13 protein-coding genes are annotated in these 17,544 nt (G+C 63.3%); 5 read left to right on the forward strand and 8 right to left on the reverse strand.

Features of this window, described 5'->3' with window-relative positions; genetic code table 11:
• The first annotated feature begins 3 nt into the window (after positions 1 to 3).
• Positions 4 to 1,365: an O-antigen ligase family protein gene (locus IAE77_RS17435; RefSeq protein WP_294229091.1), complete on the forward strand. Its 1,362-nt coding sequence runs from the start codon at positions 4 to 6 to the stop codon at positions 1,363 to 1,365.
• Here IAE77_RS17435 and IAE77_RS17440 read toward each other — a convergent pair.
• From IAE77_RS17440 to IAE77_RS17475, 8 genes are all read right to left on the reverse strand, one after another.
• Positions 1,307 to 3,391, reverse strand: coding sequence for an arylsulfatase (locus tag IAE77_RS17440; RefSeq protein WP_294229094.1), 2,085 nt, complete (start codon positions 3,389 to 3,391; stop codon positions 1,307 to 1,309). The two genes, IAE77_RS17435 and IAE77_RS17440, sit on opposite strands and share 59 nt — an antisense overlap.
• A gap of 51 nt (positions 3,392 to 3,442) precedes the next feature.
• Positions 3,443 to 4,867, reverse strand: coding sequence for a multiheme c-type cytochrome (locus IAE77_RS17445; protein WP_294229098.1), 1,425 nt, complete (start codon positions 4,865 to 4,867; stop codon positions 3,443 to 3,445).
• A 56-nt stretch (positions 4,868 to 4,923) separates the two neighbouring features.
• A complete protein-coding gene (locus IAE77_RS17450) occupies positions 4,924 to 5,568 on the reverse strand; it encodes a DUF4159 domain-containing protein (RefSeq protein WP_294229101.1) in 645 nt (214 codons plus the stop codon).
• Positions 5,565 to 8,441 carry a DUF4175 family protein gene (locus IAE77_RS17455; RefSeq protein ID WP_294229104.1) on the reverse strand — a complete coding sequence of 959 codons (2,877 nt, stop codon included), beginning with the start codon at positions 8,439 to 8,441 and terminating at the stop codon, positions 5,565 to 5,567. The genes IAE77_RS17450 and IAE77_RS17455 overlap by 4 nt, the downstream gene beginning before the upstream one ends.
• Positions 8,438 to 10,618 (reverse strand): vWA domain-containing protein, encoded by a 2,181-nt coding sequence (locus IAE77_RS17460; protein ID WP_294229107.1) that lies wholly within the window; start codon positions 10,616 to 10,618, stop codon positions 8,438 to 8,440. The genes IAE77_RS17455 and IAE77_RS17460 overlap by 4 nt, the downstream gene beginning before the upstream one ends.
• The gene (locus IAE77_RS17465; protein ID WP_294229110.1) at positions 10,615 to 12,717 is read right to left on the reverse strand and encodes a BatA and WFA domain-containing protein; all 2,103 of its coding nucleotides are present in this window, start codon (positions 12,715 to 12,717) and stop codon (positions 10,615 to 10,617) included. The genes IAE77_RS17460 and IAE77_RS17465 overlap by 4 nt, the downstream gene beginning before the upstream one ends.
• A 94-nt stretch (positions 12,718 to 12,811) precedes the next feature.
• Positions 12,812 to 13,834, reverse strand: a complete 1,023-nt coding sequence (locus IAE77_RS17470) for a DUF58 domain-containing protein (protein WP_294229113.1) — start codon at positions 13,832 to 13,834, stop codon at positions 12,812 to 12,814.
• An 8-nt stretch (positions 13,835 to 13,842) separates the two neighbouring features.
• Positions 13,843 to 14,826, reverse strand: coding sequence for a MoxR family ATPase (locus IAE77_RS17475; RefSeq protein WP_345780993.1), 984 nt, complete (start codon positions 14,824 to 14,826; stop codon positions 13,843 to 13,845).
• Between the two features lie 167 nt (positions 14,827 to 14,993).
• Between IAE77_RS17475 and IAE77_RS17480 the strand changes: the two genes are divergently transcribed.
• The 4 genes from IAE77_RS17480 (at position 14,994) to IAE77_RS17495 (ending at position 17,539) form a co-directional block, all read left to right on the forward strand.
• Positions 14,994 to 15,506 carry a hypothetical protein gene (locus IAE77_RS17480; protein WP_294229119.1) on the forward strand — a complete coding sequence of 171 codons (513 nt, stop codon included), beginning with the start codon at positions 14,994 to 14,996 and terminating at the stop codon, positions 15,504 to 15,506.
• A 102-nt stretch (positions 15,507 to 15,608) separates the two neighbouring features.
• Positions 15,609 to 16,874 (forward strand): tyrosine--tRNA ligase, encoded by a 1,266-nt coding sequence (gene tyrS, locus IAE77_RS17485; protein ID WP_294229122.1) that lies wholly within the window; start codon positions 15,609 to 15,611, stop codon positions 16,872 to 16,874.
• 43 nt (positions 16,875 to 16,917) lie between these two features.
• On the forward strand, positions 16,918 to 17,109 hold the full coding sequence (locus IAE77_RS17490) for a hypothetical protein (protein ID WP_294229125.1): 192 nt from the start codon (positions 16,918 to 16,920) through the stop codon (positions 17,107 to 17,109).
• Positions 17,066 to 17,539: a type II toxin-antitoxin system VapC family toxin gene (locus IAE77_RS17495; RefSeq protein WP_294229128.1), complete on the forward strand. Its 474-nt coding sequence runs from the start codon at positions 17,066 to 17,068 to the stop codon at positions 17,537 to 17,539. The genes IAE77_RS17490 and IAE77_RS17495 overlap by 44 nt, the downstream gene beginning before the upstream one ends.
• Positions 17,540 to 17,544: the final 5 nt, after the last annotated feature.

The raw sequence follows: 17,544 nt of genomic DNA on the forward strand, positions 1-17,544 counted from the left end.
ACCATGAATGCGACGCCGTTGAATCCCGCGACATGGTTTCACGGCCGCGAAGAAGGGCGTGCATGGTCCCTCGGTGGCGCGCAGGGCCTCCTGGCGAAAGCCGCCATCGCCGGCTACCTCGCAGGATTCTCCGTGTTGCCGAATGAATGGCTGCACCTCGGCTGGCTGGCCTGCGCAGGCTGCTTCGCCTTCGGATGGTCGGAACGCTCGTCCATGCTGCAGCGCAGGCCGATGGACGCCGGCACCTGGCTCATCACCGCGTTTCTGCTGTGGATGACGCTGCGCTCGTGTCTGGGTGACACCGTCAGGCAAGGCCATGCCGTCACCGAGGTCATGCGTGGGCTGTGCGGCACGGCGCTGCTCGCGTTGTTCTGCGCCGTGCTCTGGCCCCTGGCCCGGGATCGCCGTCTATTGCGTCACATGGCCTGGATCAACGCCTGCGCGGCCGGAGCCGCCGCCTTCATCAGCCTGAGCCTCTGTACCTTCATCCTGCCAGAGCACCAGCCGGGTGAACGCCTGCAGAATCTGCTCGTCCATGGCGGCCTGAATCCGGTCTGCACGGGACTCATCTTTGGCTTTGCGGCGTTATGGCTGGCAGCAGAGGTGGAAAACACACCCTCCGTCAGCCGCCGTCGTGTGATGTGGGGATTCGTCGCATTCCTACACCTGGCGGCGTTCCTTTCCGGCAGTCGCGGAGCCATGCTGGCCCTCACCGCAGGCCATGTGGCGTTGTTCGCGGCGCGTGGCTGGCGTCGTGGCATCGCAGCGCTGGCTGTTTTTGTCCTGAGCGGTGCGATCTACTTCTCCAGTGCTCCAGTCTTCTCGCACATCGCTTCATGGCACGCGGAGAAAGGCGCCGCACCAGTGCCAACGGTCGTGCATCCGTTGCAGCAGGCCATCGAACGCGGCGACAGCCGGCGGATCGACATCTACCACGCCGGGTGGACAGCCATCGACGATGTCTGGTCCGGCACCGGCCAGTGGGGGATCCGCGAAGTGTGGCAATGCGAGCTGCAACCCGGCGCTGACAGCGCAATCATGTGCCACCTGCACAGCGCCTTCTTCGCCACCTTCGTCCATGGCGGCATCATCGGTGCGCTGCTGCTGCTCGCCCTCCTCGTGCTGGCCTTCCGCCGCGCATGGCGTGTTTCAGCGGAAGGCGATGCCGTGTGGCTGGCCTTGCTCGCCTTCGGCTGCGGCGGCCTGCTGTTCGATGGCGAGTCCCTCACCTCCCTCGCCACCGCCCCACGCTTTGAAGGGTTGCTGTTCTGGCTGCCGCTGACCGTCGCGCTGGCACGCGGCGGCCTCAATTCACGATCCGCAGGTTCCGGAAACCAGCTTCTCCATCGAACACGATCAAATTGAGCTGCTGTTTTGGCTCGGCGATGACCGGGTGGGAGGCTTTGACCGTGGCGCCGGCGATTTGCGCCGTGATCTGACTCCCGGCCAAGGTCACACGCAAGGTCTGCCACTCCTCGGCCGGCAGTTTGATTTTCTCCCGAGCCAGCGGCTCCGTCTGGTCCTTGCCCTGACCAGGATCGGGGTTCTTGGTGATCTCGATCTGCGTGCTGCTCACCACCACGCGGAAGGAATGCTTGTTTCCCACCGTGTGGATGCGCAGCGAATGCCGGCCTGCTGTGTGCAGCTTCAAATCATACTGCAACACACCGTCGGTGATCGGCAGCGGCCCGCTCAGCGTCACCCCTTGGTCAGCTGCTTTGGGTCGGGTGTTCCAAATCGCACCGTCTTCGCTCTTCCACGCGCCACGGGGGCTCGTCCACGGCTTCTCCGGCATCGATTTGAAGTCCACCTCGGTCACCGTCTTGCCCGTCAGCGGCGGAAGCTCAGCTGGTTTGGGTTTCGCCACGATTGGCGGCAGTTCGCGGCTGTAACCACCGTCGCGATAACGATTCACGAGCGCGCTCAATTCCTTCACCACCTCCGGATGCCGGGCGCTGACGTCGGTCGTTTCGGCCGGGTCGTCCTTCACGTTGTAAAGCTGCGGCTTGAATTGATCCGCACGCGACTTGCGCACGCCGGGTTTGATCTCACTGACCGGTTCGCCCTCGATCCACTTCCACGGTCCCTTGCGGATGGCGAAGACGCCGTCGGCGCTGTGGATGAACATGTGGTCGCGTGTCGGAGCCGCGTCCTTCGCGCCGGTGAAGGCCGCCAGCGCGTTGTGGCTGTCCTCAGCCGCCACGGCGGCTGCGGGCAGTTTTTCGCCGACGATCGCGGCCGTCGTCGCCAGGATGTCGGCCACGCTGATCATGTCATCACACACGGAGCCTGCCGGAGCGCGGCCCGGCCAGCGCACGAGGAAGGGCACCTTGAAGCCGCCCTCCCACACGTCGTGTTTGCTGCCGCGCAGGCTGCCGTTCACCTTCAGCCCGGCCTTGTAGGCGGTGGTCTGCGGCATTTCGCGTTCGGGATGAAACACGCCGCCGTTGTCGCTGCTGAAAATGACCAGCGTGTTCTCGGCGAAGCCGCCGTCATCCAGCGCCTTCAGGACACCGCCCACACTGCGATCCAGCTCGTGAATCCAGTCGCCATACGGACCTGCGGCACTCTTTCCGGCGATGTCCTTGTCCGGCGTGACCGGGTTGTGAACGGCCACCGGCGTGTAGTAGAGGAAGAACGGTGTGCCTTTTTTCTGCTGCGCGATCCAGTCGCCCGCCTTCGAGGTCAGCAGCGGCATCACGCGCTCGTTGACCCGTCGCGGCGCATCCAGTTCCAGGATGGTAGCCTTGCCATTTTCCATGTCTTCCGGGCCGTAGTTCTTCTTGAAGTTCGGATCGTCGGAGTCGGGCGCATGCAGCTTCATGCCGGCCGGGAATTTGCCGCTGCGCAAACCGTACACGAAGCGGTTCTCCACATACACGCCGGTGAGGTCGCCGTGATTGGCCGGCACGGCGAAGTGGTAGTCGAAGCCGATGTCCAGCGGCCCGGGTGAAAGCTCCGCCGTGTAATCCGTGCGCCACTTCGGCGATCCATCGCTCGTGCCATAGCCGAGATGCCACTTCCCGACCGCCGCGGTGCTGTAGCCGTGCTTCTTGAGCAGCGAGGCCATGTTCAGCCGCGTGGTCTCGATGTGCAGCGGTGAAAACGTGCCCAGCACCTCGTGCGTGAGCGACGTGCGCCAGCAGTAGCGGCCGGTCAGCACGGAGTAACGTGTCGGCGAGCACACGGACGAGGTCGTGTTTGCATCGGTGAAACGCCGACCTTCACGGGCCAGGCGGTCGATGTTCGGCGTCTGCACCAGCTTCCCGTCCGCGCCATAGCAGCCGCTGCTGCCGTAGCCGAAATCATCAGCCAGGATGATGACGATGTTCGGCGTGTCGGCGGCGATGAGGCTCGAAGCGAAGAGAGCGAGGCAGAAGAGGAAGCGCATGGCCCGCTCTTGACGATGGCGGTGCCGGACGACTTTCATCAAATCCGGCCGTCACTTCTTCTTCCCGTGCGCGATGAGCTTCCAGAACTCCTCCCATTCAAACGGGCGGCTGAACTCGCCGTGATGGCAGGTGACGCAGTCCGCGGCAGCCAGCGGGCGGAATTTGAAGCCAGGTTCCCTGCCCTGCGTGCGCTGTGCGTTTCGTTGCTCCACATGGGTGCTGCCAGGGCCGTGGCAAGACTCGCACCCGACCTGCGTCAGCCGTTTGCCCGCAAACTCGCGCCGGTAGCCGCTCTCCGTGCCGAAACCGATGGTGTGGCAGCCGATGCAGCTCGGATCAGCCTCCGATTCACGACGCTGCAACGCCGGGAACGCCATCGAATGAGCGCTCTTCTGCCAGATCGCATAATCCTCCGCGTGGCAGGCGGCGCAGGCCTCGCTGCCGACGTATCTGGCGGCCACCCGCACGCCCGGCACGGCGTCATCACGCGTGCGCTGCGGATCATCAATGGCCAGCTTTGTCGTGCGCACCTCGGCGCGATAGGCCTCGGCGTGGGCAATGATGCCTTCATCCTGCGGAATGTCGTCCGCCATGAAGATGATCTCCTGCTTTGGCTGCTCCAGCGTGCCATCCGGCTTCAGCGCCGCTTGGAAAAAGCCCAGCGCACGGCTTTGGTTCGTCGTCGCGAGGATGTACGAGCGATTCGCCCGCAACAGCTCCTGCGAGGGCTGCCTCACATCACCACCCAGGATGAGCTGAAACTCAAAAAACTGCGCTGCCAGCTCCTTCATGCGCTCCTCACGGGCAAAGGTCAGCAAGACGAGCACATCCACGTCTTTCTTCGCCTCCGGCAGGTGCTTGGTGATCGCCGACGCAGGATCGAGCAGCTCCACACCCGCGCCGAGATCCGTTTCGCCCACCGACTTCGGATCAACGACGCCCACGATGCCGTAGCGCACGCCATCCACAGTCGCCTGCACCCACGGCCTGGCCATCGGCTCCTGAGTCCGCGCATCAACCACATTCGCACTGACCAGCGGCACGGGCGAATCGGCCGCCACCTTGCGCAGCGTCTCCACATCCAGCGCCGCTTCACGCCGTCCGAGGTTCACCGCATGAAAGCCGAGCGATTTGAAGGCCTGCAGCACGTGTTTGAACTGAATGACGTGGTAATCCTCCGCTCCACCGATGGAATCACCCGCATCCACCCGCAGCGTCGGCTTCCCCTCCGCCATCAGCACCGTCTGCGTCCTTGAAAGCCCCCCAAACTGCCCGGTGAAGCACCCGCACGGCTCGATCCGTCCATTCACATCGCAGGTCAGATGCACGCGGACCGGGCGCTGCTGCGGGAGCGCGGCAGGTTTGTCGCACGATGCCAGGAGCAGCGCCAATGACGAAATCCGAATGACGAATGACGAATGAATCACGAAGCCCAAATGGCGCTTCGCCTTGGTTTCTCGGAATTCATTCGTCATTCGGATTTCGTCATTCGTCATTTCCAACTCCGCCAACAGCCATCACTCCGCATGTCTCAATACAGCAACGCATACACCAACAAATTGATGTTCATCAGCATGCTCTCGCCGATCTCATTGCCACCGCAGCAGCAGCAGCCTTTGGTGTGATGCGTGTCGTTCAGACCTTCCGGTGAGAAGACCAGGGCCAGGCGGCCGTCGATCTCGATGCCGTGGAGCATCGCGATGCCTTTCTTCTTCGTCAGATTGAGCTGCGGCACCTTGTGCACCGTGTCGAAGATCGGATGCGTCATGGGAATGACCTTCATCGGTGCCTCCGGCAGCGTGCCTTCGATCTCACGCCGAAACGCCGAGACCCAGGCCGCGTCGGAGCACCCCGGACTCGCCACCATGAAGCCGCCGCGTTGCAGGTAGGCTCGCAGATTGGCGCGTTCCTTCTCACTCAGCTTGAAATCGCCGGTGCCGGTGAAGACGCAGAAGGGCGTGGTGAAAAGCTCCTCGTCGCCCAGTTTCAGCTTCAGGAAACTCGGTTCGACGTTCAAACCGGTCAGCCGTGCGGTTTCCCCCAGAAAGTAGTCGGCGAAGCAGACGGACGTCTTCTCATCCATCGAATAGACCAGGTTTCCACAGGCGATGCGGAAGGGTTTCAGGTCCGCGGCGGCGGCCACGCTGGCAAACAACAAGACGGCGGCGAGTTTCATGGCTTCTTCTCCTGGGCAGGCGGTTGGGCATCGGCGGGCTTCCCGGTGATGCGTTCAAAGTAGGCTTCGGTGAGACCGCGATACTGCTCGATGAGCGTGGCGGCGGGGATCGCATCGGTGGAGCGGTTCACCTCCGCCGCTCCGGTGCTCACATCGCTCTTCGTGATCGTCGGCTGCATGCTCACGTCCTCTCCGGGCGGCGTCTGGCCATCGCCCATGCCTTTGCTCACACGGCCGAGGTTTTGATCCGCGCCGTAAACGTTCTGCGAACCCGCAGGATCATCCCCCATCATGAATCCACCCATGCCCATGCCTTCACCGCCACGGCTGCGGCCGCCTTTGCCGAACTTCTGGCTCTGCATCATCTGCTGAAACATCCCGCCCTGGCCCATGCTGGGGTTCATGCACTGCGAAAGCGACAGGAACTGGTCGAGTTCGTTGCTCATCTCCCCCTCGCCGCCTTTGCATTCGCCAAACAGCGCCCGCATCTCCTGTTCGAGCCGCTGGGCACCTTGATGACCGCTCTTGCCATCACCGGCGAGCATCTTTTGCGCCGCACTGGAGGCGAGATGGTCCATGCGCACGTCTTCCATGGCCTCCGCCAGTTTGCGGGCGCTGGAGGCGGCCTTGGGGAAGTTTTTCTCCGCCGCGGCGGCGTCCGCCTGCAACTTTTCGGCCAGCTCTTTGAGCTCCCCGCTGATCGCACGTTCCTGGGCACCCAGGTCCTGCACCGCGAGCTGGTCCGCCTCCGTCATCGTCGGCTTGTGCAGATACGGCTCCGTCTGCGACGTGACCTGCTGCTGCATTTCGAACAGCGCTTTGAAGCGATTGAAGTCCTTCATGATCTCCTGGAGCTGCGACAACTCGGCGATGGCTTTTTCGATCTTCTCCTGCGCCTCCTGCTGCGCACCGGCCATGCGTTCATGGTGCTTTTTCGCCTCCTCGGCAAAGCTCTGGCTGTCAGGCTGCGATCCGTTCGCCTTCTGGTTCGCCGCCACCGAGTCACGCACCTGCTGCGCTTCTCGCTTCAAGTCGTCCTGGAAGCTCTTCTCCACCTCGTAGAGCGGCGCTTCCGCGACGAACTGTTCCATGCGCTCCGCGGACTTCAGCAACTCCTGGTTCAGCTTCTCCTGCTGCTTTTGCAACTCCTCACGCTTCTTCGCATCCTCCGGCTTTTTCGAATCGGCGAGCTTGGCGGCCTCCTCGGCCAGTTTCTTCTGCTGGTCGAGCAGTTGCTGGTGCTGCTCCATCAAGGCGGCATACTTCGCCTCCAGATCGGCGATGTCGTGCCGCTGGCGCATGAAGTCGTTGAACTGTTCCTTCGAAATGACCGTGAGCCGCCGCGTTTCAGAGCGTGCGACGTGCGGCGGGTTCGGATGCGTGTCGATCGCCTCGGCGAAGAGCGTGATCACATCGCCCGTCTTCACACCTTCAGACAGCGGCAGCGTGATCGCCTCGCTGCGCGTCACCGATTTGAACGTGCGCTCCACAGGCTCGCCATACGTCTCGTTGCGTGAAACCATCACGCGCAGGTTTTTCAGCCCGTAATCGTCGCTGGCGGTGATGCGCGCGTTCATCGCATGGCCTTCGACGAGAAAACCATCACGCGCAGGCTCGGCGATCGCGACCTGCGGCGCCAGATCGTGCGTCACGGTGAAGGCGCTGCTCTTTTCCGCGTCGGACGGAATGCCGCCGATGTCCGTCAACGCGAAGGTCATGCGGCCAGACTCCTCGGCGATGAAGCTGCCGGTCACTTCGTCCGGTTTTTCCGTGTCAGGAGCCAGTTTGATCGCCTGCGGCTTGCCGGAAGCCGTGGCGAGCATGATCTGGCCTTCTTTGAGCGGACGATTCGACGCCAGCCGGAACGTCACGCGCGAGCCTTTGAGCGCGTTGAGGCCGTTGAAGCCAAACTCGCTGCCTTTTGCCGGCAGGCCGGTGTATTCCGGCGGCGCGATGCTCACCGACGCCATCAGGAACTGCGGCGTGAGCAGAACGGTGAGCGGATGAGTGCGGCTGCGGCTCCAACGGTTCCGCGTGTGCGTGTGGATGACGAGATCCGTGCGCACGTCCTCGATCTTCTGCACAAAGACGCCCTGCTCCTGCGCGAACATCGGAATCGTGACCGCTTTCTCAGGCTCGCCCGGCGGATGGGCCGTCAGGAACAGCTCTTTCGGATCGTGGCCGGACCAGCGGCACTTCACGGTGAAGCTGTCACGATACAGCACGCTCGATCCACGCTGCGCCGGCTCCTCCAACCACAGATTCGTGAGCGAGTAGGGCGGATGATCGCCGAACGGATCGAGGAAGCGGATCAGCGTGGTGCTGAAGGCCTGGAAGGTGCAGGCGGCGAGCACGATGAAGGCCGCGCCCGCCCAAAGCGCATGCTTCAAGCCGCGTCCAAGATCCGGCTCACGCGTGAGCGGCAGGAAGCGCACCTCGCGCACCTCGGCCGCGGCGTCGTTCACCGCCTGGTTCGCCAAAGTGCGGGTCAGCCCGCTCGAACTCGTGTCCGCGAGGAACTTCTCGCGCAGTTGCAGCACGTTGATCAGCTTCGAGCCGAGCTCCGGCGCACGGCTTTCCAGCAACCGGGCGATGCGTTCCGCCGGATTCGTGACAAACCACGCCTGACGTGCCAGCCAACCCAGCAATCCGAAGGCTGCCAGGGCGGCGATCAACGACAATGTGAGCCGCAGCGGCGCATCCAGATGCAGAAACACATCGGTGACGAGCAGGACGACGAGCACGAGCAGCAGCCATTGCGCCCCGCGCAGCAGCCACACCGCGGCCCGCTGCTGCTGCCACGCACGATCCGCCTGCCGCAGACGGTTCATCATCTGTGTCAGCGCATCGGAGGATGGAGGCGAGGCTTTCATGTGAGTCCCCAGCGCCGGCGAAGATACCAGTCCAGCGCGAGCAAGGAAATGATCAAATACAGCACCCAGGCACGGTCCCAGAGGCTGATGAGACGGTATCGCGCCTCGCCGGGACGCAGCGCGTCTTTGAGGCTCGCGATGAAGGGCTTTACCTCCGCGGCCTCCAGCATGCGTCCGCCGCTGCTTTCGGCCAGTTTCTTCAAATAGGTGCGGTCGGCGGCGACTTCGGTGGCCTCGCGATTTTCCTCGAAGACCATGAAGCGCGCACTTTGAACCGATCCATCCGGCAGTTTGACCTCCGCGCGCCAGCGACCGGTCTTCGGCGGCACGTAGCGTGCCTCAAACTGCAGCGGATCGTCCGTGGCGGTCATCGTCACCGGCACGGGAGCATCGCCACCGGTGGAAATGTCGAGCACCGGCGGGCCGGCGGGCTTGCTGTCGTTCTTGAACTGCAAACGCAGAAACATCTCCTGCCCGAGCGGCAGATTCGCCGTGCTGGCACGCAGACGATGCTGCGCGCCGGAGACGTGTTCGGAGCTGGAAAGCATCCAGACGATGACTTGATCCCAAAAGCGGTCGAACAACGCATCACGGGCCGCATCAGCGCTCTTGAACGCCCACTGCCACCAGTCGCCGGCTCCCAGCGCGAGCGACTGGCCTCTGCCGACAGGTCGATGAATGAACACATCGGCGGCGACCTGGGCGGCGGTGTCACGCGTCACCGCCAGCGAGGCGGCGAGCGGCGGACGCTCCTTGATGCGCAACGTCGAAGTGAGCGGCGGCAGCACACGCTGGCCGGTGCGGAAGGTGTTGAGCAGTTGAAACGGAGCCAGCGAACGCCCCTCACGCTGCACATGGAGTTCGCCGGTCACCGGTTCAGTGTCCTCCCAAATCACCGGCTCCAGGATGGCCGCCGCGCTCGGGTCGAGTCCGGTCCGGCCACGCAGACACATCACCGCGCCACCGCCCTCACGCACAGCATCGACCAGCGCGGCCTGTTGCTCCTTCAGAAGGATGTCACCGATCTTCGCACCGAGCAGAATGGCATCGTAGGCCTCGAATTCATCCCGGGTGGCAGGCAGTTTCAGGCTGTCCTGGCCGGGTGATTTGCGAATGCGGCGCAGCTTGCCCGGCGCGAACTGGATCACGGCGTCGAGATCGATCTTGTCGTTCCGCATCAGCGAGCGCTGCAGGAAAGTCGTGTCCCAATACGGCTCCCCTTCGAGCAGTAGCACGCGCAGCTTGTCATCCAGCACGTTCAGGTAGGTGATGGTGCTGTTGTTGGCGGTCTCAGTCTCGCGATACAGCGGCAGCGCACGCACCTCGTATTCGATCTGGCCGGCGGCTGCTTCGCTGACGACGAACTCCACCGGCAATTCGGCCTCCTGGCGCGTGGAAAGCTGCTTGGAATCGACCAGCTTGCCATCACGCAGCAATTGCAGGGTGAGGAATTCGTTCTCGCAGCCGGTGAAGCGTGCCACGGCGCTGATGCGGCATTTTTGTTTCACGTAGCAGAACGGCTGGAAGTTCGCGATGCGCAGGCTCACGTCCCGCACCTGGCCGGAAGCACCCAGCGGCACGGTGTAGATCGCCACACCGCGTGCGCGTGCGGCCAGCGCGGTCTTCGCGGCGCTGGTCATCTCGAAATCATGGCCGTCGGTGATGAGCAGCAAGGCGGCGGCGTTTTCCTCTTTGCGCACGCCTTGCAGCATGGTGGTGACGGCGTTGTGGATGCGCGTGTCGCGGCCTTCGGCACGCAGCGTGGTCAATTGATCGAGCGTGGTGCCGCGCACCTCGTCATCGAAGGCGGACAACCGCAGGCGCATTCGTGGATCGTCGAGGCCGGATTCGCTGACGAGCCGCGTGGCGGCATCGATGCGTTTCGCATTGCCCGCATCGGTCTGCTGCATGCTGAGGGAGGTGTCGATGCCGGCGAGCACGACGAGGTCCTTCTTCTCCTCCGGCAGCTCCTCACGCCTTGCCGGGCGCAGCAGAATGATCAGCAGCAGCACGATCCCAAGCAGACGCAGGCCGGTGAGAAGAGCCGCCTTCTGCCAGCCGAGGCGGAAAGCGTTGCGCAGGCCCAGCGTGGTGAAAAACAGCACGCTCAACACGGCCAGCACCCACCACTGCGGCCACCCGGGCACGGGATCGAACTGAATTGGGCCGCCGCTCATGCCACGGACCTCCGGATCTTGGTTTGCAGCAGTGTTTCGATCACCAGCATGCCCAGCGCGGCCCACACGAACCAATGAAACACCGACGCGCCGCGTGCCAGCTCGAGGTAATCGGCACCAGCGGCGATTTGATTGGCGGTGACGGCGTCCTGCTGCGCTTGTTTCGCCGCCACGCCGCCTTCCAACACGCGCAGATCGCTTTCTTCCGGTGCGATGTTCGCGGCGAGCAGCGCGGCTGGGCGGCCTTTCGCATCGGGGAGCGTGTAGAAGCCCGGTTCGCGTGCGGTGAGCGTGAGCTGCACGCGTTCGCCCGTGAGCGCGCGGCTTGAAACGACCGGACTGCCTGCGGGGCCGACGAACTCGGTGCTTTGCACATCGCGCAGCCACGCCTCGGCATCCATCACGTCCCCAGGGGCGAAGCGTGCGGCCGCCACGCGCTCGCCAGAGAGCTGCGCGGTCATTTCCTGAATCCACGCCGGGAAGACACGCTGACGCGCGATGTTGCTGGCGATCTCGGCCACGGAAAAATTGCACATCAGCAGCGTGCCGAGGCCGGGGCTGCCATGGGCCAGCGCCGGCGTGCCGTCGGCATAGGTCAGCAAGACCTCCGCACGCTCGACCGGCGCGGCCTGCCACAGCTCGTAGAATGACAATTGCGAGAGTGAGTCGCGCGCGCTGTCACGAAACAGCCGCAGAAAGCGGGAATCAAACTTCCCACGGGCGATTTGCGATCCTTCGCTGCCCGCAAGCGCCGCATCACGACGCAACGTGAGCCTCAGCGGAACGGCCTCGGCCTGCGTGAACCACTCGGACAGCGCCCGGGCGTTCTCCGCGTCGTATTTGCCATCGAGGAACCACAAAGCGCCGCCGCCGGACTTCAGGTAATCTGCCAGGGCCCGGATCTGTGGCTGCGGCAGTTGATTCACACGCGTGAGCACCAGTTTGGACGTCGAGGCGAGATCGCCCGGCGTGAGTTTGGATGCTACCACACGACGTGGCAGCAGCGAACCGGCGTTTCCGGCGTACGGATTGATCGCAGCCTCAAGAAACCGCGTGGTGAGCGTGCTGGCGGGCTCGTCGGTGGCGATGACGACCTCTTCTTTCTCCGTGACATGGAGCGGGAGATGGAACGCGTCGTCGAGCGGCAATGAATCGCCGTCCTTGAGGCGCACCAGAAGCGCGTGCCAGCCGGGAGCCGGTGCCTTGATGCGCAGCGGCACGCGCTGGACGGACCACGGGGCGGCCTTGACGCGTGCCTCGAAGGTCATGCGGTTGTCGATCACGGCCTCGACCGGTTCATCGAGCGCGGCGGGGCTGTGATTGGCGATCTGCGCCATGAGCGTGACGTCACCGCCGGCCAGGACGGTGCCGGAAACGATCTCCGCATGCGTGACGGCCCGATTGGCACGTGTTTTGGCCGCATCACCGACGGCGACGAAGAAGACCCGCGTCTGCTGTGGCAGGGAGTTGAAGGCCGCGTCCGACCAGTTCGTGCGCTGGAAGTCGGAGACGAAATAGATCTCGGTCGCGCCTTGAACATCGCGCATGAGCGCGGCGGCCGCCTCGGTGGCTTTCGAGAAGTCGGCACGCTGATAGCCCGGGCCCATCGCTGTGATGAATGAGCGTGCGGCGGCGTGGTGGTGCGACCAGCCGCTGAAACAGGCGGTGCTGCTGCCTGCGGCGGCGATGATCTGCATCTCATCCTCCGGACCGAGCGCATCGAGAATGCGCAGCGCCTCCGCGCCAGCCCGTGCGCGAAGCGACATGAGGCCGTCCGGCTGCTCCATGCTGAAGGAGTGGTCGATGACGATGACGACATGCCGTTTCGCCTGCGGTGAGACCGGCGGCAGGCCCATGCGGGCCATGAACGGCTGCAAAAATGCCAGCAGCGCCAGCAACGCCACCAGCGTGCGCACGAGCGTGAGCAGCCAGTGGCGCCAGCGCATGAGTTTGCTGCGCTGCGCCATGCTGCGCCGGATCAGTTCCACCGACGGGAAGAGCACGAGCTTCGGAAACTTCTTGTTCAGCAGATGAATGACCAGTGGCACCGCGAGGAGCGGGAGGAGCAGTGGCAGCAGTGCTGTGTTTTGGAAGATCATCGTGTGGTGGCGATGGAATGACGAATGACGAATGCAGAATGACGAATGGGCCGGAGCCATTCGGCATTCGTCATTTTGCATTCGTCATTCATGCTCATTTCCTCCTGAAGCCCATGTAGGCCTCGATGGCCTCGAGATACGGCGCTTTGGTCGAAACCATCTCGTAGGTGATGCGGCGGCGCAGGGCGTGCTTGCGGATGCCGTCGGTGAAGGCCTGCACTTCGCGTTGATACGCGGCGCGAATTTCCTCCGGCTCGACCTGGACTTCCTGATTCGTTTCCATGTCGCGAAAGCGCGCCACGTTGACGGAAGGCAGCTCGAGTTCATCGGGATCGAGCACTTGGAGGATCATGATCTCAAAGCCGCGATGCAGGAACTGCCCGAGGCAGTCGAACATGGCATCGACATCGGTGCCCAGGAAGTCGGACAGGATGACGATGCGCGCACGCTTGCGCATGTGCGCGGCGGCTTGCTGCAAGGCACGTGGGATGTTCGTGCGCTTTCCGTGCACGGGCGGGCGCTCCAGCAGTTGCAGCAGGCGATGAATGTGGCGTTTCGTGCCACCGGCGGGTGTCTGGCCGATCATGCCATCCGCGAAGAGCCCCATCGCGGCCTTGTCGCCCTGCCGAATCATCAAATAGGCCAGCGCCGCAGCGATGCGAGCGACGCGCGAGTATTTCCGTTCCCGATGCGGCCCGGTGTAGTCCATCGACGGACTGGCATCGACGAGCAGATGCACCGTCATGTCGGTCTCTTCGAGGTATTTGCGCGTGTAGAGCTTCTTGGTGCGCGCATACACGCGCCAGTCGATGTGCTCGATGTCGTCGCCGTGCGTGTAGGGCTTGTGCTCGACGAATTCAGCGCTGAAACCGAAGTGCGGCGACTTGTGGCGACCGGCGAACCAGCCTTCCACGATGGTGCGAGCAAAGACCATGAGGTTCTCAAACCGGGAAAGCTCCGCCGGATTGAGAAACTGGCTGGTGAAAAGATTCTGCCGCGGCAGAGGCGGCGGCTGTGCCTTCCCCGGTGGGACGAGCAGCGAGGACGGACGATTCCAAACGGCGGGCGCCTGCTTCGCCAGGCGAAGCATGTCCGCAAACGAGTCGTCCCGCTTCATGGCGATGGTCAGTAGGCCGGTTCCCGCACTTCTTTGAGCACCATGGCGACGAGCGCATGCGCGTCATGCCCCTCGCCAGTCGCACGATAATTCGGCACGATGCGGTGCGGCAGCACGACCGGGCAGGCATCGCGCACATCCTCGGATTCCGGTGTCGCCTTGCCCCGCAGAAGGGCGAGCGCCTTCGCCCCGAGCACGAGATACTGCGAGGCACGGGGTCCGGCACCCCACTCGATGTAAGTCTTCGCCGCCTGCGATGAACCGGTGACGCCCGGCCGCGTGGCGGTGGACAAGGCGACGGCGTATCTCATCACGTGATCGCTCACAGGCATCGCGCGCACGAGGCGTTGGAGGGCGAGCAGCGTCTCGCCATCGGTCACAGGTTGCAGTTCCTCCACGTCTCCCATGGTGGTGCGGCGGACGATTTCGACCTCCTCAGCCGCCGCAGGATACTCCAGCTTCAGCGAGAACATGAAGCGGTCGAGCTGGGCTTCCGGCAGCGGGTAGGTGCCCTCGTGCTCGATGGGATTCTGCGTGGCGACGACGAGGAAGGGCGATGGCAGCGTGCGCGTGCGGCGTGCGACGGTGACGTGGCGCTCCTGCATGGCCTCCAGCAGCGCGGACTGGGTCTTCGGCGGCGTGCGGTTGATTTCATCCGCCAGCAGCAGGTTGGTGAAAACGGGACCCTCCTGGAATTCGAACTCCAGTTTGCCGCCTTCATCGCGCAGCAGTTCGCTGCCCAGGATGTCGCCAGGCATCAAGTCGGGCGTGAACTGGATGCGCTTGAAGTCCATGCCCAGCGTGGCCGCGAGCGAGCGCACGAGCAGCGTTTTGGCGAGACCGGGCACACCGATGAGCAACACGTGGCCGTTGGCAAACAGGGCGGCCAGCAGCTTCCGCACGATGTCATCCTGGCCGACGATGGCTTTGGAGATTTCGGCCGTGAGCCGCTCAAAGACGGCGCTGGCATCCGCAGGGGTGAGATCGGGCAGGGCGGCAGAGATCGACGGGGAGCCGGGGGAATTCACGCGTTTGAGATTTGGAATTTGCCCGTGGGAATATCAGAACGCGTCTGCAACGACGAGACAATTGTGCGCGGCGGCTGCAAACCGCCTTTCCGATTGCGACAGCGGCCCCACGCGGCAGAATGCCCGCCGCCATGTCCGTCCGCGCCTTCTTTTCCGCCCTGATCTGCCTCGCCAGCCTGTTCATGACCGGCTGCGAAACCACCGGCCTGTCTCCTCAGCAGGCCGCCCAGGTCGAATCACGCCGCCGCCAGATCGCGATGGAGCCACGAGGGGACTACTACATCGGCCGCCGCTTCTTCATCGATCACACCCACTTCTGGGGCTACCTGCGCAGCCCGGGCCAGGACTGGAACGCCTCCCGCCTCGTGATCATGAATGAGCGCTTCCAGAAGATCCCCTACCGCCTCAATGAGCAGCCCTCGGACGGTGGCTATGCCTACGGCGACGACCACAACACCGAGTACCGCATCTGGGGCCGCTACACGGGCAAGAAGGTGTTTGATCCGAACAGCAACATGGTGCTGCCGGAGTTCGAGCTGCATCGCTGGGAGATCCGCAATGAGAGCCCCGGCTGGCTCTTCAAGCCGAACGAACGCTTCAACGGCTCGCAGCTCCTTCGCGCCGAACCGGGATCAACGCCGTGACCGCGCCATGAAGAACACCGAATGCCGAATGAAGCGCCACCGCTTCATCGCTGTTCGGCATTCATTCGTCATTCTGAATTCGACATTCGTCATTTTTCCCTCATGCCCACCACCGACCTGATCGCCGACCTCGAATGGCGCGGACTGCTGAAGCAGTGCAGCGACCTTGAAGCTCTCAAAGAAGCCCTCAAGACGCCGCAGACCTTCTATTGCGGTTTCGACCCGACCGCGGACAGTCTGCACATCGGCAACCTGCTTCCGCTCATGGCCCTGCGACGTGTGCAGGAGCATGGGCACAAAGCCATCGCCATCGTCGGCGGCGGCACCGGTTTGATCGGCGACCCCAGCGGCAAGGCGAATGAGCGCACGCTCAACACGCCCGAGACCGTGGCCGAGTTCGTGAAGCGCATTGAGGTGCAGATCCGGAGCATCCTCGTTCCTGACAAGACCATCATCGAGAACAACGCCGACTGGATCTGCAAGCTGAGCGCTGTCGAATTGCTGCGCGATGTGGGCAAGCACTTCACCATCGCGTGGATGCTGGCGAAGGAATCCGTCGCCGCGCGTCTGGAGAGCGGCATCTCGTTCACCGAGTTCACCTACATGATTTTGCAGTCGTATGACTTCGTCGTGCTCAATGAGCGCCATGGCTGCACCGTGCAGATCGGCGGCAGTGACCAGTGGGGCAACATGACCGCCGGCATCGACCTCGTGCGCAAACTGCGCGGCCAGCACACTCACGTCGTCACCTTCCCGCTCATCACCACGAGTTCCGGCAAAAAATTCGGCAAGTCCGAGGCCGGCGCCATCTGGATGGACCCGAAGAAGACCAGCCCGTATGCCTTCTACCAGTTCTGGGTGAACTCGGAAGACCCCGACGTGCCGCGCTTCCTGCGCCAGTTCACGCTGCTCTCGCACGCGGAGATCGAAGCCATCGAAGCCGAGCACAACGCGAATCCCGGACAGCGCAGCGGCCACAAACGCCTCGCCGCCGAAGTCACACGCATGGTTCACGGCGAAGAAGAGCTGCAAAAAGTCATCAACGCCTCCAACGCGCTCTTTGGCGGAGCCGATCTCGCTACCGCCGACGTCGGCACGCTCATCGAAGCCACCGCGTCTGCTCCCACGACCGAAGTCGATCTCGCGAACATCCCGCAGGTGGCCGATCTGCTCGTCACGCTCGGTCTCGCGACCTCGAAAGGCGATGCAGGTCGTCTGATGAAAGGCGGCGGCTTCTACATCAACAACGTCCAGGTCGCCGCGGGTGCCACTCCCACTCTCACCGCCGAAAACTTCCTCGGCGGCAAGCTCTGCATCCTGCGCAAAGGCAAGAAGAGCTACGCGACGGTGCGGGTGGCGGTGGTGTGAAGCACGCTTGCGAACGCCGCCTGTGCATGGCAACCTTGATTCCATGAGCACCAAGGTTCTCGAACAAACGATCACCGACCTTAAACGTCGCGTGGCCAGGATTGAGGCCCGCATGAGCACGCCTCGTGATGGCTGGAAGAAGATTGCCGGAGCGGCCAAAGACGATCATCACTTCGCGGAAGCCATGCGCCTTGGCGCGAAATGGCGGAAGCAGGCAAACCAAGAAAACTGGTAGGCCGATGTTTGTGGTGCTCGATACCAACCACTTCTCCGAACTTTTGCGCGACACCGAGAGCGGTGCGCGACTGAAACGGCGGTTCACGTCGAATAAAGCCGAGGTGCTGACCACGATCATCACCGCGCAGGAGGTCAGTGAGGGCTGGAGCGCCTTCATCCGCAAACAGAAAGCAGGCAGCGAGAAACAAGTCCATGGCTATGAGCAGTTCCAACACAGCCTCGAAATGCTGATGGAACTCACCCTGCTGCCCTTTGATGCGCAGGCAGCCGCCATTTTTCGTGAACTGCGCAAGCATCTGCCGCAGGCCGGCACACAAGATCTTAAGATCGCCGCCATCGGCCTCGCCCACGATGCCACCGTTCTGACCCGCAATCTGGTTCATTTCAATCAGGTGCCGGAACTACGCGTGGAGAACTGGCTGGATTGAGCAAA

The sequence above is a fragment of the Prosthecobacter sp. genome (assembly GCF_014879935.1).
In the GTDB taxonomy this organism is placed as follows: Bacteria; Verrucomicrobiota; Verrucomicrobiia; order Verrucomicrobiales; family Verrucomicrobiaceae; genus Prosthecobacter.

Excerpts from the sequence above, each read along its gene's own strand:
- IAE77_RS17435 (WP_294229091.1), top strand. The coding sequence starts at position 4 with ATGAATGCGACGCCGTTGAATCCCGCGACATGGTTTCACGGCCGCGAA.
- IAE77_RS17440 (WP_294229094.1), bottom strand. The coding sequence starts at position 3,391 with ATGCGCTTCCTCTTCTGCCTCGCTCTCTTCGCTTCGAGCCTCATCGCC.
- IAE77_RS17445 (WP_294229098.1), bottom strand. The coding sequence starts at position 4,867 with ATGACGAATGAATTCCGAGAAACCAAGGCGAAGCGCCATTTGGGCTTC.
- IAE77_RS17450 (WP_294229101.1), bottom strand. The coding sequence starts at position 5,568 with ATGAAACTCGCCGCCGTCTTGTTGTTTGCCAGCGTGGCCGCCGCCGCG.
- IAE77_RS17455 (WP_294229104.1), bottom strand. The coding sequence starts at position 8,441 with ATGAAAGCCTCGCCTCCATCCTCCGATGCGCTGACACAGATGATGAAC.
- IAE77_RS17460 (WP_294229107.1), bottom strand. The coding sequence starts at position 10,618 with ATGAGCGGCGGCCCAATTCAGTTCGATCCCGTGCCCGGGTGGCCGCAG.
- IAE77_RS17465 (WP_294229110.1), bottom strand. The coding sequence starts at position 12,717 with ATGATCTTCCAAAACACAGCACTGCTGCCACTGCTCCTCCCGCTCCTC.
- IAE77_RS17470 (WP_294229113.1), bottom strand. The coding sequence starts at position 13,834 with ATGAAGCGGGACGACTCGTTTGCGGACATGCTTCGCCTGGCGAAGCAG.
- IAE77_RS17480 (WP_294229119.1), top strand. The coding sequence starts at position 14,994 with ATGTCCGTCCGCGCCTTCTTTTCCGCCCTGATCTGCCTCGCCAGCCTG.
- tyrS (WP_294229122.1), top strand. The coding sequence starts at position 15,609 with ATGCCCACCACCGACCTGATCGCCGACCTCGAATGGCGCGGACTGCTG.
- IAE77_RS17490 (WP_294229125.1), top strand. The coding sequence starts at position 16,918 with ATGAGCACCAAGGTTCTCGAACAAACGATCACCGACCTTAAACGTCGC.